The sequence below is a fragment of the Halomonas bluephagenesis genome (assembly GCF_054790765.1).
Genome location: NZ_CP133631.1, coordinates 3,919,126 through 3,944,333, shown reverse-complemented (window position 1 = coordinate 3,944,333; position 25,208 = coordinate 3,919,126). Strand labels below are relative to the sequence as shown.

General features: G+C 52.1%; 21 protein-coding genes. 8 read left to right on the top strand and 13 right to left on the bottom strand.

Annotated elements, in window-relative coordinates:
* The first annotated feature begins 2 nt into the window (after window positions 1–2).
* Window positions 3–1,076 (top strand): ABC transporter permease, encoded by a 1,074-nt coding sequence (locus REH51_RS17930; RefSeq protein WP_009724328.1) that lies wholly within the window; start codon window positions 3–5, stop codon window positions 1,074–1,076.
* The gene (locus tag REH51_RS17925; protein ID WP_009724327.1) at window positions 1,069–2,667 is read left to right on the top strand and encodes an ABC transporter ATP-binding protein; all 1,599 of its coding nucleotides are present in this window, start codon (window positions 1,069–1,071) and stop codon (window positions 2,665–2,667) included. The genes REH51_RS17930 and REH51_RS17925 overlap by 8 nt, the downstream gene beginning before the upstream one ends.
* 200 nt (window positions 2,668–2,867) lie before the next feature.
* Here the strand turns inward: REH51_RS17925 and REH51_RS17920 are convergent, their stop codons facing one another.
* Together REH51_RS17920 and REH51_RS17915 are read right to left on the bottom strand one after the other, a co-directional pair.
* Window positions 2,868–3,572, bottom strand: a complete 705-nt coding sequence (locus tag REH51_RS17920; protein ID WP_009724326.1) for a pseudouridine synthase — start codon at window positions 3,570–3,572, stop codon at window positions 2,868–2,870.
* On the bottom strand, window positions 3,572–4,387 hold the full coding sequence (locus tag REH51_RS17915; RefSeq protein ID WP_009724325.1) for an amidohydrolase: 816 nt from the start codon (window positions 4,385–4,387) through the stop codon (window positions 3,572–3,574). The genes REH51_RS17920 and REH51_RS17915 overlap by 1 nt, the downstream gene beginning before the upstream one ends.
* Before the next feature lie 72 nt (window positions 4,388–4,459).
* Here REH51_RS17915 and rarD point away from each other — a divergent pair, with 72 nt between their 5' ends.
* Window positions 4,460–5,368, top strand: coding sequence for an EamA family transporter RarD (gene rarD / locus REH51_RS17910; RefSeq protein WP_009724324.1), 909 nt, complete (start codon window positions 4,460–4,462; stop codon window positions 5,366–5,368).
* Here the strand turns inward: rarD and REH51_RS17905 are convergent.
* Entirely contained in the window at window positions 5,339–6,997 is a 1,659-nt protein-coding gene (locus REH51_RS17905; protein ID WP_009724323.1) for a methyl-accepting chemotaxis protein, read from the bottom strand. The genes rarD and REH51_RS17905 overlap by 30 nt on opposite strands.
* Window positions 6,998–7,227: 230 nt before the next feature.
* Between REH51_RS17905 and REH51_RS17900 the strand changes: the two genes are divergently transcribed.
* The 5 genes from REH51_RS17900 (at window position 7,228) to REH51_RS17880 (ending at window position 12,519) form a co-directional block, all read left to right on the top strand.
* The gene (locus REH51_RS17900) at window positions 7,228–8,934 is read left to right on the top strand and encodes a SulP family inorganic anion transporter (protein WP_498936489.1); all 1,707 of its coding nucleotides are present in this window, start codon (window positions 7,228–7,230) and stop codon (window positions 8,932–8,934) included.
* 91 nt (window positions 8,935–9,025) lie between these two features.
* Window positions 9,026–10,135 carry an MlaE family ABC transporter permease gene (locus tag REH51_RS17895; protein ID WP_009724321.1) on the top strand — a complete coding sequence of 370 codons (1,110 nt, stop codon included), beginning with the start codon at window positions 9,026–9,028 and terminating at the stop codon, window positions 10,133–10,135.
* Window positions 10,129–10,953 carry an ABC transporter ATP-binding protein gene (locus REH51_RS17890; RefSeq protein ID WP_009724320.1) on the top strand — a complete coding sequence of 275 codons (825 nt, stop codon included), beginning with the start codon at window positions 10,129–10,131 and terminating at the stop codon, window positions 10,951–10,953. Before REH51_RS17895 ends, REH51_RS17890 begins: the two co-directional genes overlap by 7 nt.
* Before the next feature lie 7 nt (window positions 10,954–10,960).
* Window positions 10,961–11,902: an MlaD family protein gene (locus REH51_RS17885; RefSeq protein ID WP_009724319.1), complete on the top strand. Its 942-nt coding sequence runs from the start codon at window positions 10,961–10,963 to the stop codon at window positions 11,900–11,902.
* Window positions 11,899–12,519: an ABC-type transport auxiliary lipoprotein family protein gene (locus REH51_RS17880; protein ID WP_009724317.1), complete on the top strand. Its 621-nt coding sequence runs from the start codon at window positions 11,899–11,901 to the stop codon at window positions 12,517–12,519. Before REH51_RS17885 ends, REH51_RS17880 begins: the two co-directional genes overlap by 4 nt.
* Here REH51_RS17880 and REH51_RS17875 read toward each other — a convergent pair.
* From REH51_RS17875 to REH51_RS17830, 10 genes are all read right to left on the bottom strand, one after another.
* Complete coding sequence (locus REH51_RS17875) at window positions 12,493–14,358, bottom strand: serine/threonine protein kinase (protein ID WP_009724316.1); 1,866 nt, start codon at window positions 14,356–14,358, stop codon at window positions 12,493–12,495. The two genes, REH51_RS17880 and REH51_RS17875, sit on opposite strands and share 27 nt — an antisense overlap.
* A 48-nt stretch (window positions 14,359–14,406) precedes the next feature.
* Window positions 14,407–15,651 (bottom strand): 2-oxo acid dehydrogenase subunit E2, encoded by a 1,245-nt coding sequence (locus REH51_RS17870; protein WP_009724315.1) that lies wholly within the window; start codon window positions 15,649–15,651, stop codon window positions 14,407–14,409.
* Window positions 15,652–15,668: 17 nt separating this feature from the next.
* On the bottom strand, window positions 15,669–16,646 hold the full coding sequence (locus REH51_RS17865; RefSeq protein ID WP_009724314.1) for an alpha-ketoacid dehydrogenase subunit beta: 978 nt from the start codon (window positions 16,644–16,646) through the stop codon (window positions 15,669–15,671).
* Window position 16,647: 1 nt separating this feature from the next.
* Window positions 16,648–17,847 carry a thiamine pyrophosphate-dependent dehydrogenase E1 component subunit alpha gene (locus tag REH51_RS17860; RefSeq protein ID WP_498936487.1) on the bottom strand — a complete coding sequence of 400 codons (1,200 nt, stop codon included), beginning with the start codon at window positions 17,845–17,847 and terminating at the stop codon, window positions 16,648–16,650.
* Between the two features lie 164 nt (window positions 17,848–18,011).
* A complete protein-coding gene (locus tag REH51_RS17855; protein WP_498937769.1) occupies window positions 18,012–18,755 on the bottom strand; it encodes an ABC transporter permease in 744 nt (247 codons plus the stop codon).
* 22 nt (window positions 18,756–18,777) lie between these two features.
* Window positions 18,778–19,743 carry an ABC transporter ATP-binding protein gene (locus REH51_RS17850; RefSeq protein ID WP_009724311.1) on the bottom strand — a complete coding sequence of 322 codons (966 nt, stop codon included), beginning with the start codon at window positions 19,741–19,743 and terminating at the stop codon, window positions 18,778–18,780.
* The gene (locus REH51_RS17845) at window positions 19,740–20,933 is read right to left on the bottom strand and encodes an ABC transporter permease (RefSeq protein ID WP_498936486.1); all 1,194 of its coding nucleotides are present in this window, start codon (window positions 20,931–20,933) and stop codon (window positions 19,740–19,742) included. The genes REH51_RS17850 and REH51_RS17845 overlap by 4 nt, the downstream gene beginning before the upstream one ends.
* Before the next feature lie 3 nt (window positions 20,934–20,936).
* Entirely contained in the window at window positions 20,937–21,845 is a 909-nt protein-coding gene (osmF, locus tag REH51_RS17840) for a glycine betaine ABC transporter substrate-binding protein OsmF (protein ID WP_498936484.1), read from the bottom strand.
* Between the two features lie 150 nt (window positions 21,846–21,995).
* Window positions 21,996–23,387 (bottom strand): cysteine--tRNA ligase, encoded by a 1,392-nt coding sequence (gene cysS / locus REH51_RS17835; protein WP_009724308.1) that lies wholly within the window; start codon window positions 23,385–23,387, stop codon window positions 21,996–21,998.
* 11 nt (window positions 23,388–23,398) lie between these two features.
* Window positions 23,399–25,078, bottom strand: a complete 1,680-nt coding sequence (locus tag REH51_RS17830) for a glutamine--tRNA ligase/YqeY domain fusion protein (protein ID WP_498936482.1) — start codon at window positions 25,076–25,078, stop codon at window positions 23,399–23,401.
* Window positions 25,079–25,208 lie beyond the last annotated feature (130 nt).

Genomic DNA, 25,208 nt, shown 5'->3' with positions numbered 1-25,208 from the left:
ACATGACATTTATCAGCTCGCGTCTTTCACCGATTACGCTGCGCCGCCTAGCCGCATTTAAAGCCAATCGACGCGCTAGGGTGTCACTGTGGTTATTTGGCGTTCTGTTTATTGTCAGCTTATTTGCCGAACTCATCGCCAACGACAAGCCCCTCGTGATGAACTATGACGGGCAGTGGTATGTACCGCTGCTGGTCGATTATCCAGAAACCGAATTCGGTGGTTTCTTACCTACCCGCACCGACTACTTAGACCCCTTTGTCCAACAGCAAATTAGCGATAACGGTTGGGCGCTTTGGCCGATTATTCCCTACTCCTATCAAACGCTCGACATGCTGATGACACAACCTTCGCCTGCACCGCCGGACAGCCGTCACTGGCTAGGCACCGATGATCAAGGGCGTGACGTGCTAGCGCGAGTCATTTACGGGTTTCGACTGTCGGTTGCCTTTGCCCTGGTGCTCACCGCCGGCTCTCTGGTGCTGGGCGTGCTAGTGGGCGGTGTGCAGGGTTACTTCGGCGGCAAAGTAGACCTCATCGGACAACGCATCACTGAAATATGGTCTGGGCTACCTGTGCTGTTTCTGCTGATTATTTTGGCCAGTTTTGTGCAGCCCGGCTTCTGGTGGTTACTAGGGATCATGCTGCTGTTTTCGTGGCTTGGGTTGGTCGATATTGTGCGCGCCGAGTTTTTGCGCGCGCGTAATCTTGAGTACGTACGTGCGGCCAAGGCAATGGGGCTACCTTCTCGGCTGATTATGTGGCGGCATGTGTTACCTAACGCTATGGTAGCCACCCTGACGTTTATCCCCTTCCTGTTCACCGGTGCCATTGGCACGCTTACCGCGCTGGACTTTTTAGGCTTTGGCCTGCCACCCGGCGCGCCGTCACTTGGCGAACTAGCGGCGCAGGGCAAAAACAATCTGCACGCACCGTGGTTAGGCATCACCGCGTTTATGACGCTTGCCATTATGCTCTCACTGTTGGTGTTTATTGGTGAAGGGCTGCGTGACGCCTTCGATCCACGCCATGTGAAGCAGCATCAGTCACCTGCCCAGGAAACCAAGCATGCCTAATGACGCAAACAACGCTAAGCCGCTACTGCGCTTAAACGAGTTTTCGGTTTCCTTCGATGGCAACCTAGTTGTCGATTCCCTCTCGCTCACTGTCAATGCGGGTGAAACGCTCGCTATCGTAGGGGAATCTGGCTCTGGCAAGTCAGTTTCGGCACTGGGTGCGATTGATTTGCTACCTGACAACGCCACGGTAAGCGGCCAGCGTTGGTTAGAAGAAACCGATCTCAATCAGCTCGGCAAACGTGATTGGAATGGTATACGCGGCAACCGGGTGGGATTTATTTTTCAAGAGCCGATGACGTCGCTCAACCCACTGCATCGTATTGGAAAGCAAATCGGTGAAACTCTTCGTTTACACCAGGGCCTTAGCGGGCAGGCTGCACGCACCCGAGCGAAAGCACTTCTAGAACAAGTCAAACTACCGCGACCTGACGAATTACTTGACGCTTGGCCGCATCAACTTTCTGGTGGCCAGCGCCAGCGGGTAATGATTGCCATGGCCATTGCCAATAATCCGGCGCTGCTGATTGCGGACGAACCGACCACGGCACTCGACGTGACCGTTCAGCAAGAGATCTTAGCCCTACTGAAAGAACTCCGCGATCATCACGGCATGGGCGTGCTGTTGATCAGCCACGACTTAAACTTGGTACGTCGCCATGCAGACCGTGTATGCGTTATGTATCAGGGGAAAATTCAGGAAACTGGTAGCGTTGCCGACGTATTTAACACTCCCAAAAGCGACTACACCAAAGCACTCATTGCCGCCGAACCAGAAGGCCGACCTACTGCACCTACCGACACCACGCCGCTGTTAACCACACGTCAGCTTAGCGTGAGCTTCAAGCGTCCAAGGACAGGTCTTTTTCAGCGCCAGCCACCCGCTTTTGAGGCCCTAAAAGCTACCGACCTGACTATTGCCCCTGGCGAAACGCTCGGTATTGTTGGCGAATCAGGTTCTGGAAAAACAACGCTGGCTTCAGCGATCATGCGATTAGTCGCTAGCCAGGGTGAGGTGACACTGGGCAGCGCCACCTTAAGTCAGCTCTCTGGCGATGCACTTCGACGCCAGCGCCATCGGCTGCAAATGGTTTTTCAAGATCCTTACGGGGCGCTTTCCCCGCGTATGCCGGTATTTGATATTGTCAGTGAGGGCCTACGATTTCATTACCCTACTCTGACCAGTACGGAAGTCACCGAACGCGTGCATCGCACGCTGCGGGAAGTGGGCTTACCGGAAAGCTGTGCTGCCCGTTACCCTCATGAGTTTTCGGGAGGGCAACGCCAGCGCATTGCGGTGGCACGGGCTATTATCCTAGAACCTGAACTGTTGGTACTGGATGAGCCAACCTCGGCACTAGACCGTACGGTACAAAAACAGTTGGTGACGCTATTGCGCGAACTTCAGGCACGCCGCCAACTAAGCTATTTATTTATCAGCCACGACCTTGCCGTGGTGCGTGCTATGGCCCACCGCATTATGGTGCTAAAGGATGGCGACGTGGTAGAACAAGGGGATTGTCTGGAAGTGCTCGCCGCCCCCCAGCATCACTACACCAAAGCGCTGATAGAGGCCGCCCACTTGCACTAGCTATTTGGTTAACATATGAGTTTGTATCGGTAATTTTTAAGCTATATATGGGTGATGTAAGCACATACGCAAGATAACGGTATAAATTTTAATCATCCATAAAAAACGCCCCGGCCTTGGCGCAGACGTGCTGACCGGGGCGTTTTATCAACTAGCGCTCACGCCGCTAGTAATGACGCCACTAGCAATACTATTCGTGTTTAGAAACTGGCAATTTCTTCAGGCGTTAGCTCACGCCATTCGCCAGGCGCTAGATCATCTGGCAGGGCTAAATCGCCAATCGAACGGCGATGCAGTGCACTGACGTGATTACCTAGGGCGGCAAACATACGCTTTACTTGATGATAGCGCCCTTCGGTGATGGTTAACTCCGCTTGCTGCGGAGTAATAAACCTCAGCGCGGCGGGTTGCGTTGGCGTTTCTTCACCATCGAGTAGAAGCCCTTCTTCTACTTGGTTAATCGCCCACTGAGCAGCGTCACCTTCCATAGGCTCCGCCAAGTCTGCCACGTATACCTTGGCACAACGATGGCGCGGAGAGGTAACACGATGGGACCATTGACCATCATCAGTGAGCAATAACAAACCGGTGGTATCAACATCCAAGCGCCCTACCGGCTGCAGCCGTTCTACTTTGGGTAAGTCAATTAGATCAATCACCCTTGGGTAGAGTCCACGTCGGGCGGTGCACTCTACTTCCAACGGTTTATGCATCATCAGATAACGCAACCCAACCAGCGCCAGCCTCTCACCGTTGAGTTTCACCTCATCGCTCTGGGTGTCAACTTGAGTCGCCGACTGCTTAATGGGCTCGCCGTTCAGGGTCACCTCGCCATTTTTTAGGGCACGCTTTGCTAAGCTGCGCGTCAACGGGGTTGTTTCACTCAAAAAGCGATCAAGGCGCATTATTGGCCCACTCCTGGCAGTAGCGAAAAGCGGTCGGCATCTTGCCAGGCAGGAAATTTTTCACGAAAAGCATCTAAGTCCGTTTTATCTAGCGTCCCCGTTTCAATAAACGGAGAGTTTGCAGGATGGTCGATCAGCGGTTCCCCTTTGAAATCGACCAGCATGGAGTCGCCGCTATAGGCGAGTCCTTTGGCATCTTCACCGACGCGGTTTACACCCACTACGTAAACTAGGTTTTCTACTGCACGAGCTTGTAAAAGCGTGCGCCATGGGTGCCGCCGGGGTGCGGGCCAGTTGGCCACACACAGTGCCGCATCATACTCGAAATGCTCGCCTTCTGCTGGCTGCTGGCGCATCCAAACGGGAAACCTCAGGTCGTAGCAGACGCTCAATAGCAACCTGAAGCCTTTCAGCTCGACAATTTTCCGGCGGTCGCCCATGCCATAGCGCTCATGCTCTCCGGCCATACGAAATAAATGACGTTTATCGTAGTACTGCAAGTCACCGTCGGGAGTAGCCCACACCATACGGTTGAAGTACTGCCCTTCATCAACAATCGCCACGCTGCCGGTCATTACACAGCCTCTCGCTTTTGCCTGCGCCTGCAACCAAGCAACGCTTTGGCTCGCGGCCATGGGCTGGGCCATTTCCCGTGAATTCATAGTGAAGCCAGTGGCAAACATCTCTGGCAACACAATTAAATCTGTATCGCGACTATCCAATTCCCCTAATAGCTGTTCAAGATGCGCATGGTTGGCCTGAGGATCTTCCCAGCGCAAATCGCACTGCACCAAGCTCGTTTTCAGTTGGCTCATGCCTCGTCTCCTTTGCATCAGTGTGTTCGTCAATAGTGTGCTAGATTAACATTTTTAATTAATGAGGCTGCTATGCTTCCACCTGCATCAAGAGATCCTGAAGCGGTTAAAGGCGTAATGTTCGGCCTAACTGCTTACACTATGTGGGGCTGTTTCCCGCTTTTTTTCGCTCTTTTTGATGGCATCCCGGCATTTGAAATCCTGATACATCGGATTTTGTGGTCGTGCCTTTTCTTGGTGGGCTTAATCAGCCTTCTACGCCGATGGCGTCCAGTGGTCGCCGCACTTGTAGAACCTAAGCGCTTGGGGCGCGTACTCGCTTGCGCGTTACTGATTGCCTTTAATTGGGGCCTGTATATTTATGCTGTTGAAAGTAAGCAGGTCTTACAAGCCAGTTTAGGCTATTTTCTGACCCCGCTGGTAAACGTTGCCCTGGGAGTGCTGGTGCTACGTGAAGTCATGGCACGTCTTCAGCTGGTTGCTCTTGGTTTGGCGAGTTTAGCGATTGCCATACAGTTCGTGATGCTGGGTGAACTGCCCTGGATCAGCTTGTTGCTAGCACTCAGCTTTGGCAGCTACGGATTGTTTCGCAAGCAAGTGCCTCTTGATGGGCTTTCAGGTCTGTTTGTGGAGACGCTGTTGCTGTTCCCTCTCGCATTAATAGCGCTCACTTGGCTTAGTTGGCAGGGGGAGTCTCACTTTATTCATAATGTGCCGATGAGCGCCCTGCTAATGATTAGCGGCGTGTTAACCGCACTGCCATTGATGGCATTTGCTGGGGCTGCACGGCGCTTACGGCTGGCTACGCTGGGGTTTCTGATGTACATCAACCCCAGTATTCAATTTTTGATTGCGATCGTCATCTTTGGCGAGCCGCTAGGTCTCATTCAGTTGGTCACTTTTGTGATGATCTGGGCAGGCTTAGCACTATATTCTTGGTCTTCTTGGCAGTCACGTCCGCGCCAGAAGGCGGTTACCTGAATCTGAGGCTGTCTCCACTGATTTTTCAACAATCAGCGCACTGGTGTCGTTTGGCTTTTCAGGCTGATAGCCCACGCGAAAGCCTCCCCAGTGCTTACCTTTAATGTAAATGGGTACTGAAAGGTCGTGCATGATCTCGCCAGTGTCTCGCTTATAGGTTTGTAGCAGCAGCGGTTTCTCATGAGCACCGCAACGGCTGCCAGTTGGATCATCAAAAATGCGTTTGCTGCGGCAGTACTTCAGGTCGTGATCATAATCACCGCTAGGCTCGCGGCTGACGGCTGCGTTATGGGTAGGAACATAACCGTTGCGGTCACAGGCAATGGCATAACTCAACCCATACTCTGTCAGTAAAGGTTCTTGCAGGCTGGGTAGCTGTAGGTCTGTGAACGCATCAAAGCTGGTGTGATAAAGCGGTGGCCGTGTCCCTGGCATGGCTCTGTAATCAGGCTGAAACAGTGCAGTTTCAGATAACTCACCGGCGGCTATGGCTTTTTCAAACAATTTACCAATACGGTCAGCGGCCTGGCGAGCAGCACTAAATACGTGCTGATGACGCCCCTGTAAACGCTGCTGCGCCAGCTCGCCGTCAACGCCTTCAGCGGCTTCCATTAACGCCCGTGCTTGCTGGGCTAAATCGCGCATATCGCGATTGCCCTCATCCACATCATCTTCAAGCTGGCGTAAGCTATCAGCAACCGTTTGACTATGAGCTTTAGTGCTTTCCATTGCCTCTGCGACGCTGGTGATTTCCTGCTCAACTTGATCGAACTGCCCCGTAATAGTGGCAAGACTGCTCCCCACTTGCTGCATCCCTTGAGAGCGCTCTCGAATACGGTTCATTAACGCTCCCATCGTACCGACAACACTCTGACCACTCTGGTGCATATCTTTGACAAGCTCATCGACGCTTTGTGTCGCCGTTGACGTCTTCAATGCCAAGTTGCGCACTTCTCCCGCGACAACAGCAAATCCTCGCCCATGCTCTCCCGCCCGAGCTGCTTCAATAGAAGCATTGAGTGATAAAAGGTGCGTTTGCTCTGCAATTCCCTCAATCATCGACGTTACGTTGCGCACGCGCTCAATTTTGTCATTTAGCGCAGACAGCATCTCGAGCGCCTGATCAGAACGCTCAGAAACATCGCTCATATCGCGAATAATATCGGCCAACTCATCATGATTATGGTGGCTTGCCTGACGAGCGCTCTCGGCCAGCGAGGCGACTTGAGAAGCGCTAGCACTCACTTGCATGATGGCGGTATTAATGGCGCTCATACTCGATGACGCATCACTGGCCATGGTTTCCTGTTTGGTGAGGCGTTGAGCCATAAGATCAGCATAGTGCGATACTTCTGCGGAAGCGATAGCGGTGCTGCTGGCTCGGTTCATCAATCGGTAAGCCATCGCACGAAGTGAAGCATAGTCGCGAATGGGTTTGAGGCCGTGAATGGGCTTCGCCAAACGCGCTCGATCTGCTGAATAAACAGTAGTGATCGTAACAAGCATCAAGCTCGCGCCAGCCCCCGTTGCCAGCAGCAGCGCAATATAGGGAAAAACACCAGGTTCAGTCATCATCCAAACAGAAACGCCTAGCACTGCCAAAGGCACTAACAGCTGAAGTAGTCGCATGCGGGATACTCTTTTTTATTTGACGTTATTGAGCAGTCGATCAATAGAGAAGAAGCGATTAGCCGCTCCTCAGCCAGCTTAACGGGTTATGCTAATGAATGAAGTAGCACTTTCGGGTCAGAACATGCTTTTGTTTGAAAGCAAAGACCATCATTGTCCACGCAACGCGTTAAACTGACGGACTCACCAGTGGTTGGGTTTTTAAAACAACGAAGCTGACGCAGGAGCTTATGTTTAAGCGCTATTTTCCTATTCTTACATGGCTGCCCCACTACCATAAGCGCCTGTTAGGTGCTGATGTATTAGCGGGACTCATCGTAACCGTCATGGTGATTCCGCAGTCGTTGGCCTATGCCCTACTAGCTGGCTTGCCTGCGGTAGTGGGCTTATATGCCAGTATTTTGCCGCAACTCCTATACACCTTTTTAGGCACAAGCCGCACCCTGGCGGTTGGCCCGGTGGCCATCATTGCATTAATGACGGGGGCTGCACTCTCTTCTGTGGCAACGCCCGGCAGCCCTGATTATTTACAAGCAGCACTAGTGCTTTCGCTACTCTCTGGCGGCATATTGGTCGCGATGGGTGCACTTAAAATGGGCTTTTTTAGCAATTTCTTAAGCCATCCAGTTATTTCTGGCTTTTTAACAGCGTCGGGCATTCTGATTGCCGTCAGTCAATTGGGTAGCCTGATGGGCGTTTCCAGCAGTGGCTTTACGTTGGTAGAGCGCGTGATAACGCTCTTACCTAACCTCCCCACCTTTAATCCCTATACAGTTGTTATCGGCGCTGGCACGCTTTTTTTTCTGGTCATGATGCGGCGCTTTGGTAAGCAGAGCCTTTGTGCCATTGGTTTGCCTAGATCGCTCGCCGATTTAATCACCAAAGCGGGCCCTGTCTTTGCAGTGGTTATCACAACACTGGCAACCTGGCATTGGCAGTTGGCCGACCAAGGCGTCGCTGTTGTCGGCACCATTCCCAGCGGACTGCCTGCGCTAAGCTTTCCATGGGGAGATACCTCACTTTGGCGCGCGCTGTTGATCCCGGCGCTACTCATTAGTTTGGTGGGGTTTGTGGAGTCTGTTTCCATGGGCCAAATGTTGGCCGCGAAACGGCGCCAGCGTATTTCCCCCAATCAGGAACTGATCGGCCTAGGTGCCGCTAATTTAGCCGCTGGATTTACCAGTGGCATGCCGGTCACCGGCGGCCTCTCGCGCACGGTGATTAACTATGACGCCGGGGCACAAACGCCTGCTGCCGGGGCCTTTGCAGCACTGGGGATCGCATTGGTGACGATGGCCTTTACCGGCTGGGTCTTCTCCCTGCCGATTGCCACGTTGGCCGCGACAATTACCGTATCTATTTTGACCCTGGTTGATATCCCCATGCTGCGCCAAACGTGGCGCTACTCTCGCAGTGATTTCGCCGCGATGGCGGTAACAATTCTACTGACCCTGGTTGAAGGCATTGAAGCCGGCATCATTGGCGGTGTAAGCCTCTCTATCGCGTTATTTTTGTATCGCACCAGCCGCCCCCATAGCGCGCTGGTGGGCCGAGTACCGGACACCGAACACTTCCGCAATACAGAGCGCCATGATGTTGAAACCGTCAGTAATGTGGCGCTATTACGAATCGACGAAAGTCTGTATTTTGCGAATGCCCGCTACCTTGAAGATACCGTCTATAATTTGGTCGCCAGCTATCCTGAGCTTGAACACGTCGTCCTTATCTGTTCAGCCGTTAATTTAATTGATGCATCAGCGCTCGAGAGCCTGGATGCCATCAACGCCCGTTTAAAAGATTCCGATGTCAAACTTCACCTATCCGAAGTAAAGGGACCGGTGATGGATCAACTCAAGAAGAGTGACTTCCTAGAAGCACTTACCGGACGGGTATTTCTAAGTACTTACGCCGCGTGGCGCGAATTTTCGTCAGCATGATTTTCATAAGCTTAACGATGTACCTTTAACTAACGCTTGTTTGAATGCATCATAGTGTTACCACTGTCGTGAATGCCGATGAGGAGCAGGGATGCCAAACGAATGGATAACACGCGAAAGTGGCGACCTATCGCTCCAACATGAGTGGACGCTTGTTCATTACCAGACACTAAAATCGTTGGTGGCTAAGCATAGTGGCAGCGCCAATAATCACGCTATCTCGCTGGGCGGTATTACTCAGCTAGACACGGCGGGTGCTGCGTTAATCGTTGAGCTACTGGGCATCGAGAACGCCAAGCAACAAGCGGCAAGTTCGTTATCCGAAAAACAGCAGGCGCTATTAGTGCGTGTTGCTGAGGCAATGGAGACGCCTCTCGATATCACGCCCCCAAGTCACAATCGTATCACCGATGCATTGGCGGCGGTTGGCCAGCAAATGGTGGGGCTGTGGTCGCAACAGCGCCAGCTTTTAGCGTTTATTGGGCTAGTGCTGGCAACGCTGTTTTCTCTACTACTTCGCCCTCATCGTTGGCGTTTCACTGCGACAGTCGCGCATATTCATCAAAGCGGACTAAATGCAGTACCCATTGTTGCGCTGCTGACCTTTATGGTGGGCGCGGTGGTGGCCTTTCTGGGAGCCACCGTGCTTCAAGACTTTGGGGCCACGGTATACACGATTGATTTAGTAGCCTTCTCTTTTTTACGTGAGTTTGGTGTGTTGCTGGCGGCAATTTTGTTGGCGGGTCGCACTGCTAGCGCCTTTACTGCCCAATTAGGCGCCATGAAGTCCAATGAAGAGATTGACGCTCTTCAAACCCAAGGGCTTGATCCTATAGAACTTTTAGTACTCCCCCGGGTAATCGCCTTGCTTATTAGCCTGCCTCTGCTCGCTTTTGTGGGAATGCTGAGTGGACTCGTCGGCGGGGCCATGGTGGCAACGCTTTCGTTGGATATATCGGTTAGCCAGTTCATGACCACGTTACAAAAAGATGTATCCGTCAGCCATTTTTTAGTGGGCCTTAGCAAAGCACCCGTGTTTGCGTTTGTTATCGCCGTCATTGGTTGCCTTGAAGGCTTTAAGGTAAGCGGTAGCGCACAATCTGTAGGCGTTCACACCACTTCTAGCGTCGTGCAATCAATTTTTATGGTCATCCTTATTGATGCGCTCGCCGCACTGTTCTTTATGGAGCTGGGATGGTAACCACGACGCATGCTCAATCCGAACACAACGAGCAACCTGTTATCAACGTTCTGGGGCTAGTCAATCGCTTTGGCTCTGTTGTAGTTCATGAGGCTCTCGATTTAACACTAAGGCGTGGGGAAATTCTCGGCGTGGTGGGCGGCTCAGGAACCGGCAAATCCGTACTGTTAAGAAGTATTGTAGGTTTGAAGCGCCCAAATGAAGGCACTATCGATGTCCTGGGATCTCGCCTTAACGAGCTAAATGGACAGCAACGTAGCCAGATAGAGCGCCGCTTTGGCGTGCTGTTTCAACGGGGGGCTTTATTTAGCTCGCTGAATTTGCAAGAAAATGTTGCCTTGCCGCTTATTGAGCACGCCAAACTGTCGCGCAAAGATGCCGAATACCTAGCACGCATCAAACTCTCTTTAGTTGGGCTACCCGCTAAGGCGGCACTGCAGTTTCCTGAATCTCTATCGGGCGGCATGGTAAAGCGTGCCGCACTGGCTCGTGCGCTGGCGCTTGATCCTGATATTTTGTTTCTTGATGAGCCAACCGCGGGCCTTGATCCTATCGGAGCAGCCGCCTTTGACCAGCTATTAGTCACACTGCGCGATGCATTAGGCTTTAGCGTTTTTTTAGTTACCCACGATTTAGATACGCTCTATGCCACCTGCGACCGAGTCGCCGTACTTTCTCAGAAACGCGTGTTAGTGGCAGATACGCTTGAAAATGTCGCCAATACTGACGATGAGTGGGTGCAAGCCTACTTTAATGGACCTCGCGGGCGTGCCGCTCAATACGCCGCTAACGCATCAACGGCAGGGTTAAAGGAGTAAGTTATCAATGGAAACCCGTGCCCATCACATCGTCATAGGCTTATTTACCCTATTATCTGCCGCAGCAGCACTTCTGTTTGCGCTGTGGATGAGCTATGCCGCAGGAGAGCGTAACTACCAGCCTTACCGGATTCTGTTCGAGCGCAGTGTTAGTGGTTTATCAATTGGCAGTAAGGTGCAGTACAACGGCATTGAAGTAGGCGATGTCACCGAACTGACACTAAACCCCGACGACCCCCGACAAGTTATTGCCAGTGTGCGTGTCTATGAGGACACGCCGGTTAAGACAGATACCCGCGCCAAGCTTGCGTTTGCAAGCATTACTGGCAGCATGTCGGTTCAGCTGTATGGAGGCACCCCAGAAAGCCCTCGCCTTGTAAACCAAACGGACAGCATGGCACCGTTTATCAACGCAGATCCTTCGCCGATCGCCACTCTGTTTGATGAAGGCGAAACAATGGTTCAAAACATTAATTCTATTCTGATAAACGTTAATGAACTATTTAATGACGGCAACCGCGAACAAGCCGGCACTATTTTGACGAGTATTGCGCAAATCACAGAGATGATCGCTTCACAACAAACAGCGCTTGATCAAAATATGGCACTGTTCGGCGAGGTGTCACGACAAGCAACGGCTACTCTTGAGAGTATCGATACTCTCAGCCAGGAGACGACCCTGCTATTACGTCAAGATGGTCAGCAAATGATGCAAAGCGCTGAAAGCGCTAGTCGCGATGTGGCCAGTGCCGCGCAACGAATTGAACAGCTAGTTAACGATAATGCAGGGGCTGTCGACAGCACGCTGCAAGGGGCGCAAGACATTGCTCCAGCCCTTTCAGCCCTACGTTCCACACTTAACAACCTTGATCGTATTACTCGCCAGCTTGAAGAGAGTCCGGCAGACTTTTTCCTGGGCCGGGATCAGGTAGAGGAGTTTCGTCCATGAGCTTGCGCGCAACGTTTAGCATCATCACATTAGCGGCGCTTTTATTAAACGCAGGCTGTTCAATACTGCCCGAAAGCACCCCCGCAACGCTCTATCGGTTGCCGTCGTCTGCCTCTCCAGCTGCGCAAGCGGCCGCCACCCTCCCCTTACGGCTGGGCATTGCCACTCCGGGGGCAGGTCACTTGCTTAACAGCAACCGTATTGTGGTATACCCAGAAGGTAATGTAGTGAATGTGTATGAGGGTGCACGCTGGCATGAAGACGCCCCTGATATGCTTCAAGCGCGCTTAATTTCAGACCTACAGCAGCGCCAACTATTCACCAGCGTGAGTAGCGACCGATTGCCCCATGATTTACTGCTACTTAGCGAGCTGCGCCATTTCCAAAGTGAGTACGACGCTTCTCCACCCAGTATTCATCTTCAGTTAGATGTGCAGCTTGTGAATACACAACACCGAAAACCGCTAGCAGCGACCAGTTTTACCATCCGCACCCGCGCGGATAACGTAGAGATTCCGGACGTCGTGAATGCTTTTGGTGAGGCCAGCGACGCGCTAGCTGAGCAGCTTTCAGCATGGATCGCAACGCAATCAAGCAGTCTGAGAGCCGCCGATTGACGGCGTCTTTCTTAAAAAATCACGCGGGTCTTTTGGGTAAAAATGTTCAGGCTGGCACTCTAAATGGGTAAAAAATCGCGTGTCTTTGTAAGGCATTTTCATAAAGCCGGACACGCCTAACCCCTCTATCTGGCTTACAGACGCCAGCATACGCGCCAGCAAGGCACGAAACTCTGACTCTCGGCTAGGATCCAGAAGCCGGTAATAGCTATGGATTTTAAGATGCTTCGGCAACGCCTCAAATATAATCATGCCGGTGTGATGAATCTCATTAAGCCGTTGGAGTATTTGCATAATGGTGTCTGGCAGGACGAGTAGCTCTTCCGGATCAGGGCCGTCTTCAAAGTAGCTATGCTGACGTGTGCGGTCTTCCATTTCAGGAACCGCGCTCAGCTCGTAGTCAATGGCGGTACCAGGGTCACAATTAAAAGGCTCTTCTGCATTTGCACGTTCTAAATGCAGCGTTTGACGCGCATTAAATAAGCAACTTTTAAACACCCCTTGGCGGTGAATGGCACGCGCCAAGTGCACCATGTTATTGACGGCTTGAATAAACGCTGGCTTTAACGCGGGATCGTGTAGGTTAAGCGAAGAGTCTATATACACGCCCTCCCGCTCCCAACGCACCGCTAAACCACCTACAACCGGGTATTTCCCCAAACGACTCACCGACGCCAAAAAGGCCTTTTCAGTTTCCCCCATACCCTGCATAAATTGCTTGTAATAACGATCTAGCTGCACATCGTTAACATCATTAAGTGTTTCTTCTGCATTCGCTTCGCGCAGAAACGCCTTCCGGGAGCTGTAAACGACCGTATCAATCTCTTGGTGCGCCGGACGGCCCCAGACAGGCACTAGCGATGTTTGTCGGGGGATGGGCAAATCTACCATCACCACTTTGGCCATGCGGGACATCGCCTGTAAATAATAATCCCCTGCTTTATGGCGTACCTGGGGGTCGGGGTCGAGCATACCATCCAAGGTGCGGGCAAACTCCAAAGGTAGACCCAGTGAGCAGGCGGGAATAGCACGGTGTCCAAAGCGGCAAGATTGTGCAGATGCTAATGCGTACAGCGTTCCTGCGGCTCCTTGTTCGTCGAAACGTGGCGATGATAGCGCTCCGTTGAGCTGCTCTTCGCCAATAAAGTAGACATCGCCCAGCCGAGCATTGGTTTGCTGCAAGTTATCAGACATTAATTCCATCACGTTTGCCCCAACAAACTGTAGCTTTTCGTCTAACTGAGCAAACACAGACGATCCCCAGTCAATCAACGCAATGGACTCAGTATCAGGATCGAACACTAGGTTTGACGGCTTGATGTCACCATGCACTACGGGACGTGCATTGGGGCCCGTTTCTTGGCGCAATGCTGAGAGAATATCAGCCAACTGGTTGGCAATGTGGACCACCAAACGAGGGGAAAGGCGACCTTCTTTTAGTGATACCTGCTCAAGGTTCCAACCAGGCGCACGCTCCATCACCAGGATTGACTGGCCCCGGGAGCGCTGATAAGCCACGAGCTTCGGTATGCGCGGGTGGGAAACCTGATCAAGCATAAACGCCTCTTCTTCAAGGCGTTCTTGTAAATGGGTGGGCAGCGTAATACGTGAGAATTTAAACACGTAGTGGGCAGGCACACCTTGGTGTTGTGCGCTGCCCGCAAATACAAAGCCATAGGCACCTTTACCAACCAACTCAATCCCCGTATAGCCCAACTGAGCGAGCTGTGCCTGACACAGTGCTACCCAGTCTTTAAGCTTACGAGCATCGTGATGGCTGAGTAGATATACCGATTGCTCTTCCGGTATATAAAACTGCTGGAGTGGTGCCTGAGACATTCATCATTCCTTTCTAATCAACCTCTGGCTATCCAACGTCTAGCTACCCTAGCCCAAGTGCAGCAGCATGGTTTCAGGCGCTTCGAGGTAACCTTTCCAGGCATTGCAAAACCGGGCGATGGTGCCACCATCAATAAAGCGGTGATCACCTGCCCAGGTGATGGTCATAATTGCCCGTCGCTGAACCTCACCCTGCTCGTCAAAGCGCGGTAACCATTGGGTTTTGCCGATGGCCACTATCGCCGCTTCCGGCGCATTGATGATAGGCGCTGCATAGGTTCCGCCAAGCGCACCAATGTTAGAAATACTAATGGTGCCCCCTTTGAGATCCGCCTGATCGACACGCCCTTCTCGTGCCGCGATGGTTAAACGACCCACTTCACGGGCAATGCCTAGCAGCGTTAGACGCTCAACACTTTTCACATTGGGCACCAGTAACCCTGCTTTGCTATCCACCGCCATGCCGATATTGCACTGTTCGTAGTAGTGCAGCTCGTTGCCTTCCGCGTTTAGCTGGGCATTGATGATCGGCGCCTCAGTAACCGCTAGCGCCATTGCCTTCATAAAGAAGGGCATTAGTGTTAGCCGCTCACCCAGAGCCTCTACCCGTGGCTTCAGGCGCTCACGTAGCGCCAGCAGATCGGTCACATCGATCTCTTCGCCATAGTGAAAATGCGGAATAGAGCTGGCTGCCTCAACCATTCTTTTCGCCATCACCGCACGCACGCCGCGAAGCGGCTCAACACGAGGCGACTGGGCACTTTGCGTTACTGGCGTTGTTACTTGAGCAGGAGCTGTAGTGGGCTGATTCAGGTGCGCCAGCACGTCTTCTTTTAATACCCGGCCATCTTTACCACTACCAGCAATGGCACTTAACTCAAGCTGATGTTCACGAACAAGACGTCGCACTGCTGGACTGGCAGGCACTTTACCGCTACTAGTACTGGTACTGGTCGCCACAGCGGCTGGTTCAACCACCTTTGAACCACTGGCAGCGTCAGCTACAGATGACTGCGGCTCGTTAACTTGTTCCGTCGCGTCCGCTTCTTGCGTGTCATTTTCTGCTTGGTAGGCATACAGCGGAGCGTGTACTTTGGCAATTTTCCCCTGGGCAACATAAAGCTTGGTGACGACACCTGCTTCGGGAGCGGTAATTTCTACTAGTGCTTTGTCGGTCATCACCTCGACAATTGGCTGATCTTCCTCAATCCGATCGCCCTCCGCAACGCGCCACTCCACCACTTCACACTCGACAATGCCTTCGCCGATATCCGGCAGCATGAAATCGCTCATTATTTTTCTCCCTGGCGTTAAAAGTTAACGCTTTCGCGAATCGCTTCAAAAATTTTCAAATGATCGGGCAAATACTCTTTCTCCAGCACTAACGGGAAAGGTGTATCTAGCCCCGTTACCCGAGCAATCGGCGATTCCAGATAGAGAAAACAGCGTTCTTGGATCGTCGCGGCGATTTCACCCGCAAAGCCGCCCGTTAACGGCGCTTCATGGCTGACGATCAAACGTCCTGTTTTTAGAACAGACTCAACGACGGTATCCGCGTCCCATGGCAGCAACGTGCGCAGATCGATCACTTCACAGGCAATGCCCTGCTCTTCGGCAAGCTCGACGGCTTTGCCGATGACTTCCATTTGCGCGCCCCAACCCACCAGCGTGATATCAGTACCCTCTTTGGTGACCTCAGCTTCACCAATAGGAAGCTGATAATCTTCTTGGGGCACCTCCCCCACTGAGGCTCGATAAAGCCGCTTAGGTTCTAAGAAAAGTACCGGATCGGGGTCGCGAATTGCAGCAAGCAGCAACCCTTTCGCTTGGTAAGGATTACGCGGCACAACAACTTTTAAGCCAGGTGTATGTGTGAAATAAGCCTCTGGTGATTGTGAATGGTAGAGCCCCCCCGCGATACCACCGCCATAGGGCGTGCGGATGGTTAATCCACCCACATTGAATAAATCCCCAGAGCGGTAGCGGAATTTCGCAGATTCATTAACGATTTGATCAAAGGCAGGAAAGATGTAGTCGGCAAACTGTATTTCAGCAACAGGCACCGAGCCTTGGGCAGCCAACCCATTGGCAAAACCAATAATGCCTTGCTCTACCAGCGGTGTGTTAAAGCAGCGCGATTTACCATACTTTTCCTGCAAATGGCTAGTGGCACGGAATACACCGCCAAAAACACCCACATCTTCACCAAAACAGATAACTTTTTCGTCTTCAGCCATGGCGATATCAAGCGCATTGTTGATCGCCTGGAGCATGTTCATTGTGGGCATGTTATGCCTCCCCGGAATCTGTGGACGTATTCACCTCAAGGTCTAGCGACCGCGCACCACGCGGGTAAGCCTCTGGATAACGGCGAATATGGCGCTTAAGCTGATCAAATTGACGCTGTAACTCAGGGGTTATATCGGCATAAACATCGGTAATCAGTGAATCCAAGGAGGGGGACGAACGCTTTTCTGCCCGCTTCATGGTATCCAGTACTTCGCGACGCAGCGTTTCCTGCTGGCTAGCTTCCTCTTCCTCGCTCCACCAGCCTTTTTTAACCAGCCATTTCTGCATGCGCAATATGGGGTCTTTTAACCGCCACGCTTCTTCCTCGCTTTTAGCACGATAGCCGGAAGGGTCATCAGAAGAGGAGTGAGCAGCAAGACGATAAGACATTGCTTCAATCAGCACAGGCTTGTTTTGTTCAACAGCAATTTGGCGAGCTTGGCGTGTCGCTTCATAACCCGCCAGTGCATCGTTCCCATCAACACGTATCACATGCATGTGATAGCCGAATGCCCTGGGGGCAATGCCATCGGCGGCAAACTGTTCGGTTGATGGCGTCGAAATGGCATAGCCATTGTTACGGCAGAAAAAAATCACCGGTACCTGATGAACTGATGCCATGTTCAGCGCGGCGTGGAAATCACCTTCGGAGGCGGCACCTTCACCAAAAAACGTTAAGGTACAGTGCCCTTCGCCTGCTAATTTCTGACCGTAAGCGTAGCCAGTCGCCTGAGGAATCTGCGTTGCAAGCGGAGAAGATATGGTCATATAGTGCAGTTTGCGGGAGCCGTAATGAATCGGCATTTGACGGCCTTTGCCGTAGTCCAGCTCGTTGCCGAACAGCTGATTCATAAACTCATCAATGGAGAATCCGCGATACATTAATGCGCCTTGCTCACGGTATTGCGCCATGATCATATCGGTATCGTCTAGCGCAGCAGCTGCACCAACAACGGCCGCTTCTTCACCCGTGCTTTGCATATAAAAGCTAAGCCGCCCCTGGCGTTGGGCAGCCATCATACGTTCATCTAAGATACGAGTGGCCAGCATGGCTTGATAAAGCCGTCGGGCATGATCACGAGGTAGGTCTGGCTCTTTAGCACCTTCATAAAGCTCGCCCTCTGGGTCGAGCAAGCTAAAGGTAGCCATTGAGAATTCGTCGCCGGTCATAAAGAGCGGCTGATGTGCATACTTTGTCATGTTTATTATCCTTGTATTACCCCTTTTGAGGGCAGTGTTGTTGGTGTTGACCATTTTTGCCAGTGGATTTATCTAGCATAGGTCAAGCTCGTCGAGGTTAAGTGCCACCTCGATCAACGCAACACAAGGACAGTAACGCAGTCCGCTACTTTTAGGGATACAACTTAAGACGCAGAGAGACGAGTGCGCAGTTGCTGCTGCAACGCATCAAACAGACTATCAACGGTCAACGCGAGTAACCCGATCAGTAACGCGCCTTGTAACACATAAGCCATATTGCCATTGACGATACCGGCGATGATCGGATCGCCTAAGTTGCTGGCACCGACAGTTGCCCCTAAGGCCGCTGTCGCAATATTAATGGTGACCGATGTGCGGATACCGGCCAGAATCACCGGTGTGGCTAGTGGAAGTTCAACGCGAGTCAACACCTGCCAGGAGGTCATGCCCATGGCAAGTGCCGACTGTTTAAGGCTGGCATCGACATCTTGTAGTCCGGCTAGCGTGTTCCGAACAATCGGCAATAAGCCATAGAGCATTAGCGCCACGATAATGGGCAACGTTCCAAAACCCAATACAGGACCCGCTAGCGCAAGCACAGCCACAGGCGGAAATGTCTGACCAAGCGAGGCTAACTGCCCAGCAAGGGGTAAAAAGTCTCGCCCCCACTGCCGAGTTACCGCGATGCCAGCCAATACGCCCACCGCTATCGTGACGACAGCCGCTATTCCAACAACGAATACGTGCCTAGCCAGCAGTGAAACAAAATCAGCGCGGGAGTAAATAACCTGACGGGCGTCAGGCTCTAACCAGCGAAATCCAGGTTCTAACGCTGGCATACCCACTACGCCTATCAACAATAATAGTGCCCAACCAACAGGCCAAAACCACCGAGGGCCTGCTGCCATCGGTAAATCATCTGAGACACGATCACGCTTCACGGTGACCCACCTTGTCTAGCTGGGCTTCTTTTACCACTTTACGCAACGATAACTCACCAATCGGCATATCTTGCTGGTCGACAACCGTCAGCCTGTCGCAGTGGTCACGCAGCATCATTGAAAGCGCTTGGCGCAGTGAAAAATCACCCGGAATACGCGAAGGGGCAGGCAGTGACTGTCCAAGCGATGACATATGATCTTTCACGCGTGTTAATGCTGCCTGTTTTAGGCCACGTTCCAGCCCACCCAGTAGCGACTCTACAAACGGGTCGGCTGGGTTTCGAAGCAGCGCCAGCGGTGCCCCTTGCTGAACAATACGTCCTTCGCGCATAACGACTAAATGATCGGCCAGTTTAAGCGCTTCATCCATATCGTGAGTCACGAACACCACGGTTTTATGCAGCTGCGCCTGAAGTTTTGCCAATTCGTCTTGAAGCTTTTCTCGGGTAATCGGATCTAGCGCCCCAAAAGGCTCGTCCATCAGCAAAATATCAGGGTCTGCCGCTAATGCTCGGGCAACGCCAACCCGCTGCGCTTGGCCACCAGAGAGCTGATGCGGATACTTATGGGCAAACTCTTCCGTAGGGAGGCCTAACAAACGCATCAGTTCTTCGACACGTGCTTTAACATCAGCGGCAGACCATTTTAATAAACGCGGCACCAGCCCAATGTTGCGTGCTACGGTCCAGTGGGGAAACAGGCCAGTGCTTTGAATCGCATAGCCAATACGACGGCGCAGTTTAACCGGGTCATAGTGCCCTATTGCCTGTCCGTCGATGACAATGTCGCCGCTACTATGCTCAATCAAACGATTAATCATACGTAGCGTCGTCGATTTTCCGCAGCCGGATGATCCTACCAGCGCACAGAACTTTCCTTTCGCGACGTGTAAGGAGATGTCGTCAACCGCTGTGTCCTCTCCAAAGTGCTTTGACACATGGGAAAGCTCTATCATTCATGTCCTCCGGGGCGTAGCGCGTCGGCTAATGCCCCCAAACTAGCATCTACAATAAGTGCCAAGACCAAAATAGGCAGCGTGCCAAGTAGCACCATGTCCATGGCCGCTTGGCCCAATCCCTGAAAAATAAACGTGCCTAGCCCACCTGCCCCAATTAACGCGGCAACTGCTGTTAATCCAATGGCTTGTACAGCCGTAATCCGCACCCCTTCTAACAGTATCGGCAGCGCCAAAGGAAACCTTACCTGCCAAAAACGCTGGCGCGGACGCATGCCCATCGCCTTAGCCGCTTCTAAGGTATTTGAGTCGACTTCATCTAGCGCGATATAGGTATTGCGCACCATCGGCAACAGGCTGTAGGCAATGAGCGCAATCAGCGCGGGGGTGGTTCCAATACCGCTGACACCTAGCTGAGCTAAAAAAGGCACGTTAGCAGCTAACCAGGCAAGCGGAGCTAGCAATAACCCAAACAGGGCTAAGCTCGGAATCGTTTGCAGGAAATTCAGCAATGCAAAAGCTGTTCGTTGCAGCCGTTGGTAACGCCGCATCAGCATAGCGAGAATTAAACCGACCACCACGCTAATACTCACCGCGGTGCTGACCAGCACCACATGCTGCTGCATGGCACGATAAAACTGCTGGTCTCGTGCCTGAAACTCCTGCACAAGAGCTAAGTTATCAAGCCATAGCGCCGCACAAACCAACCACGCGGCCCCCACGCTGCTGAGCAATAACGTGGTCCACAGCCGCGATAACCCCAAGCGTAAACGCAGTTCTACCAAGCACAGCAAAAGCAAAAAAAGCACCACCCAATGGGCAGCTCCAATCCCTAAGCGCGCTTGCGGTAGTGTCGGGGCAATCAGCCAGTGGTCTGCCACCATCAGCCCGAATGGCATCAATAATAGTGTCAGGGTGACAATGCATAGTTGAGCGCAGTAATGAAGGCGGCTTGGTCTGATAGCCAAGCCACCCATGGCGACAAATAGCAAGGAAACAAGTAGCGCTCCGGGCCAGCCTATCGCCGTTACTAAGCCATACGATATACCCGCTACAATTCGGTTAGGCGCAACGCTAACAAGGCCCAGCAGCCAAACAGCGCTTAACATGCAGGCACTTAAACATATCAGTACTGCGTTTAAATGCCCGGACTGTCGAGTTGGCGTTGGCAAAGCGTCTATCAGTGACATTCATTAGTCATCCAGGCTATCAAGATAGTCACTTGCGACTTGATCAGGAGAGAAACCATTCACCGCTACATCAGCGTTCAGAGTTTGCAACGTCACAAGGTCAAGCGTGGTAAATACATCGTTGAGGAGCGTCTCAATCTCGGGGTAGGTCTCTAGTACCTCGGCACGCACTACCGGCGACGGCTGGTATACCGGCTGTACGCCCTTATTATCTTCCAAAACAACGAGACCCAACGCACTTAAGCCGCCATCGGTTCCGTACGTCATGGCACCATTAACGCCGCTCGTCTGCTGTGCAGCGGCGCGCATGGTACCCGCCGTATTACCGCCTGAAAGCACTAGCAACTGGTCATCGTTGAGTTCGAAACCATAGGCGTCCTGAAACGCAGGCAGTGCCTGAGCGGATTCAACAAACTCTGCACTAGCCGCGAATTTAAACTCGCCACCGTCGTTTAAGTAGTCCGCAAGGTCAACAAGTGTCGTTAAGCCGTTGGCCGTCGCAACATCTTTACGAATACTCATTGCCCAAGTGTTATTGGCGCTAGCAGGCTCAAGCCACACCAGCCCCTGCGCCACGTCGCGCTCTTTGACAGTCTGGTAAGCATCCTCTGCACTATTCCAGACAGGGCTATCGGTCATATCAAAGAAGAAAGCGCCGTTACCTGTGTATTCCGGATAAAGGTCGATTTCTCCCGCTTCAAGCGCACTGCGCACAACGCTGGTGCCACCCAGCTGTAAGCGATCTTCCGTAGGCACGCCGCCACGTTCTAGCGTTTGAATAATCAGCTCACCCAGCACGGCCCCTTCGGTGTCGATTTTAGATGACACGACCACTGGGGCGCTGGCGTAAGCAGTTGAAAAAGTAATGGCTGATAAACAAGCGACGATGGTCGATTTTATAGTAAAGCGCATAGTAGTCATCCTATTAGTTAGCATCTTGAAGGTATCATCTCAGTATAAGAGCCAACCACGTAAACGTCAGACGCCATATCAACGGCGCCTGACGTCCACAACGCTTCTATTCGATGCCCCCATCGTGTTCACGCTTAACATTGATAACGCTTAGGGCGCTTCAATCACCCACGTTGTCCCTTCACGAGAATCTTTCAGGATAATACCCATGCTCGCTAATTCATCTCGAATAGCATCCGCCTGAGCAAAATCTTTATTCGCTTTTGCTTCCTTACGCTGCGCTATTTTGGCTTCAATCTCAGCCTCACTCAGCGCTACCTGCTGCTGATTACCTTTCAAAAAGGTCTGAGGATTTTGCTGCAGAAGCCCTAACACACCCGCTAGACGTGTTAATTCCGATGCTAAATGCTGCGCTTTTTCTGATGACTCGCTCTTAGCGCGATTAAGATCCCGCGCCAGATCGAATAACACCGCTAACGCCTCAGGCGAATTAAAGTCGTCATCCATCGCCGTGGTGAAACGCTCGGCATAGCCTGTCTCATCACCGCCACCGCCAGACAACACTTCCACCCCCTCTAACGCTGTATAAAAACGTGTCAGCGATTTGCGAGCCTCATGGAGAGAATCCACCGAGTAGTTAATTGGGCTGCGGTAGTGGCTAGCCACTAGCAAGAAACGCACGACTTCCGGATCATGCTCAGCCAACACATCACGGATAGTAAAAAAGTTACCCAGCGATTTTGACATCTTTTCCTGGTTAACCCGTACAGCCCCGGCATGCATCCAGGTGTTGACGTAGGTTTTGCCCGTCGCTGCCTCTGATTGGGCAATTTCGTTTTCATGATGAGGGAACGTAAGATCAGGGCCTCCACCATGAATATCGAAGGTATCGCCTAAGCAGCACGTCGACATTGCTGAACACTCAATATGCCATCCTGGGCGGCCATTGCCCCAAGGAGAATGCCAGTGTGCTTCGCCCGGTTTAGCGGCTTTCCAAAGCACAAAATCGAGCGGGTCTTCTTTATGAACGTCAACCTCAACCCGGGCACCAGAACGCATATCATCAAGTTGACGATTATTTAGCTTTCCATAGTCGGCGAATTTACGTACTCGGTAGTACACATCACCATTGGCAGCGGCGTAGGCAAAGTCTTTCTCAATCAGCGTCTGAATCATGGCAACGATATCACCGATATGTCCTGTCGCCCGTGGTTCATGGCTTGGCGGCAACACACTCAGACGAGCTTCGTCTTCATGCATCGCCTGGATCATACGCTCAGTTAGTGCGCTAATCGATTCGCCATTCTCTTCTGCACGCTTGAGAATTTTATCGTCAATGTCGGTGATGTTACGCACATAAGTAACGTCGTAGCCACGATAACGTAGGTAGCGGGTTATCACATCAAAGGCCACCATGACCCGCGCGTGGCCAAGGTGACAGTAGTCATACACCGTCATGCCGCAGACATACATGCTAACTTTCCCCGCCACCAGCGGGGTAAACGGTTCTTTGCGACGTGTCAGCGTATTATAAATGTGCATATGACGATTCCTTAGCCCTTCTGTTTGATTTTCGCCCAGCTATCTTTCAACCCAACGGTACGATTAAACACTAGTTGTCCTGGCTTAGACGCATGACGGTCAGCGCAGAAGTAACCTACCCGCTCAAACTGGAAGCGATCTTCTGGGACAGCATCCGCTAAACTGGGCTCGCCAATGGCATAGCACACCGCCAAAGAGTCCGGGTTCAGGTGCTCGAGAAAGTCGACATCTTTGTCACGATCTGGCTGCTCAACCGTGAACAAATTGTCATACAAGCGTACTTCCATCGGTACACCATGGGCAGCACTCACCCAATGAATTACGCCTTTTACCTTGCGGCCTTCAGGATTTTTACCCAGGGTATCGAAATCCACTGAACAATGCAGTTCCGTCACGTCACCAGCTTCGTTCTTAATAACGTCATCACAACGAATCACATAGCTATTACGCAGACGGACTTCTTTGCCAGGCGCTAAACGGAAAAACTTTTTGGGCGCGTCTTCCATGAAGTCGTCTTGGTCGATATACAGCTCGCGACTAAACGGCACCTTACGTACAGCCATGTCGTCACGCGCAGGGTGCCCAGGCACGTCATACACTTCTTCATGATCTTCAGGAACGTTCGTCAGTACCACCTTAAGCGGTTTCAATACGCACATTGCTCGCGGCGCATTGTCCTCAAGATCAGAGCGAATTGCATGCGTTAGCATGGAAATATCCACTAAGCCGCCATCGGCGCGAGTAACACCAATCATCTCACAGAATTTGCGAATGGATGCCGGCGTATAGCCGCGGCGGCGCATACCAGAAATGGTTGGCATACGCGGATCGTCCCAGCCATCGACAATCTGCTCGTCAACTAGCAGCTTTAGCTTGCGCTTCGAGGTCAGCGTGTAGTCCAGGTTAAGTCGAGCAAACTCGATTTGGCGCGGTTTAGCGGGAACCGGCAAGTTATTCAAAAACCACTCGTAAAGCGGGCGGTGGTCTTCAAACTCCAGCGTACAAATTGAATGGGTAATGCCTTCAATGGCATCAGACTGGCCATGGGTAAAATCGTACGACGGGTAGATTTTCCACTTGTCGCCTGTTTGATGGTGGCTGGCATGGCGAATCCGGTAAAGGATCGGGTCACGAAGATTGATATTGGGCGATGCCATATCAATTTTAGCCCGAAGCACTTTTTCACCTTCGCCAAACTCGCCGTTTTTCATCCGCTCAAGCAGGTTGAGGTTCTCGTCAACGCTGCGCTCACGGTATGGACTAGGCTTGCCTGGCGCTGTGAGTGTGCCACGATATTCACGAATTTCATCCGGTGAAAGGTCATCAACGTAGGCTTTGTCTTCACGAATTAAATGCTGTGCCCACGCATAAAGCTGGTCGAAATAATCAGAAGCAAAGCGAACTGGACCTGCCCAGTTAAAGCCTAACCAGCTGACATCCTCTTTGATAGCGTCAATATACGCTTGCTCTTCCTTCGCTGGGTTGGTGTCGTCAAAGCGCAGATGACACTCACCACCTAGCTGCTCCGCCAACCCGAAGTTCAAACATATCGACTTTGCATGACCGATATGCAAAAAGCCATTGGGCTCGGGAGGAAAGCGCGTCACAATTTTGCTGACCTGGCCGCCCTCTATTTCGTCGCGTACTTGGTTGCGAATAAAGTTCGGCGCTGGGGTGGTCTCGTTGGTCATGGTGGTGTTGATAACCTCATGGTGGATGGCGGGCTAGGCAACGAATGCCTACGCTATTAGGGTTTGCGCTTCGCGGTGCCAAGCAAAACCGCTATTATAACGTGACGCCGATGCACAGCGCCAAGGCGAA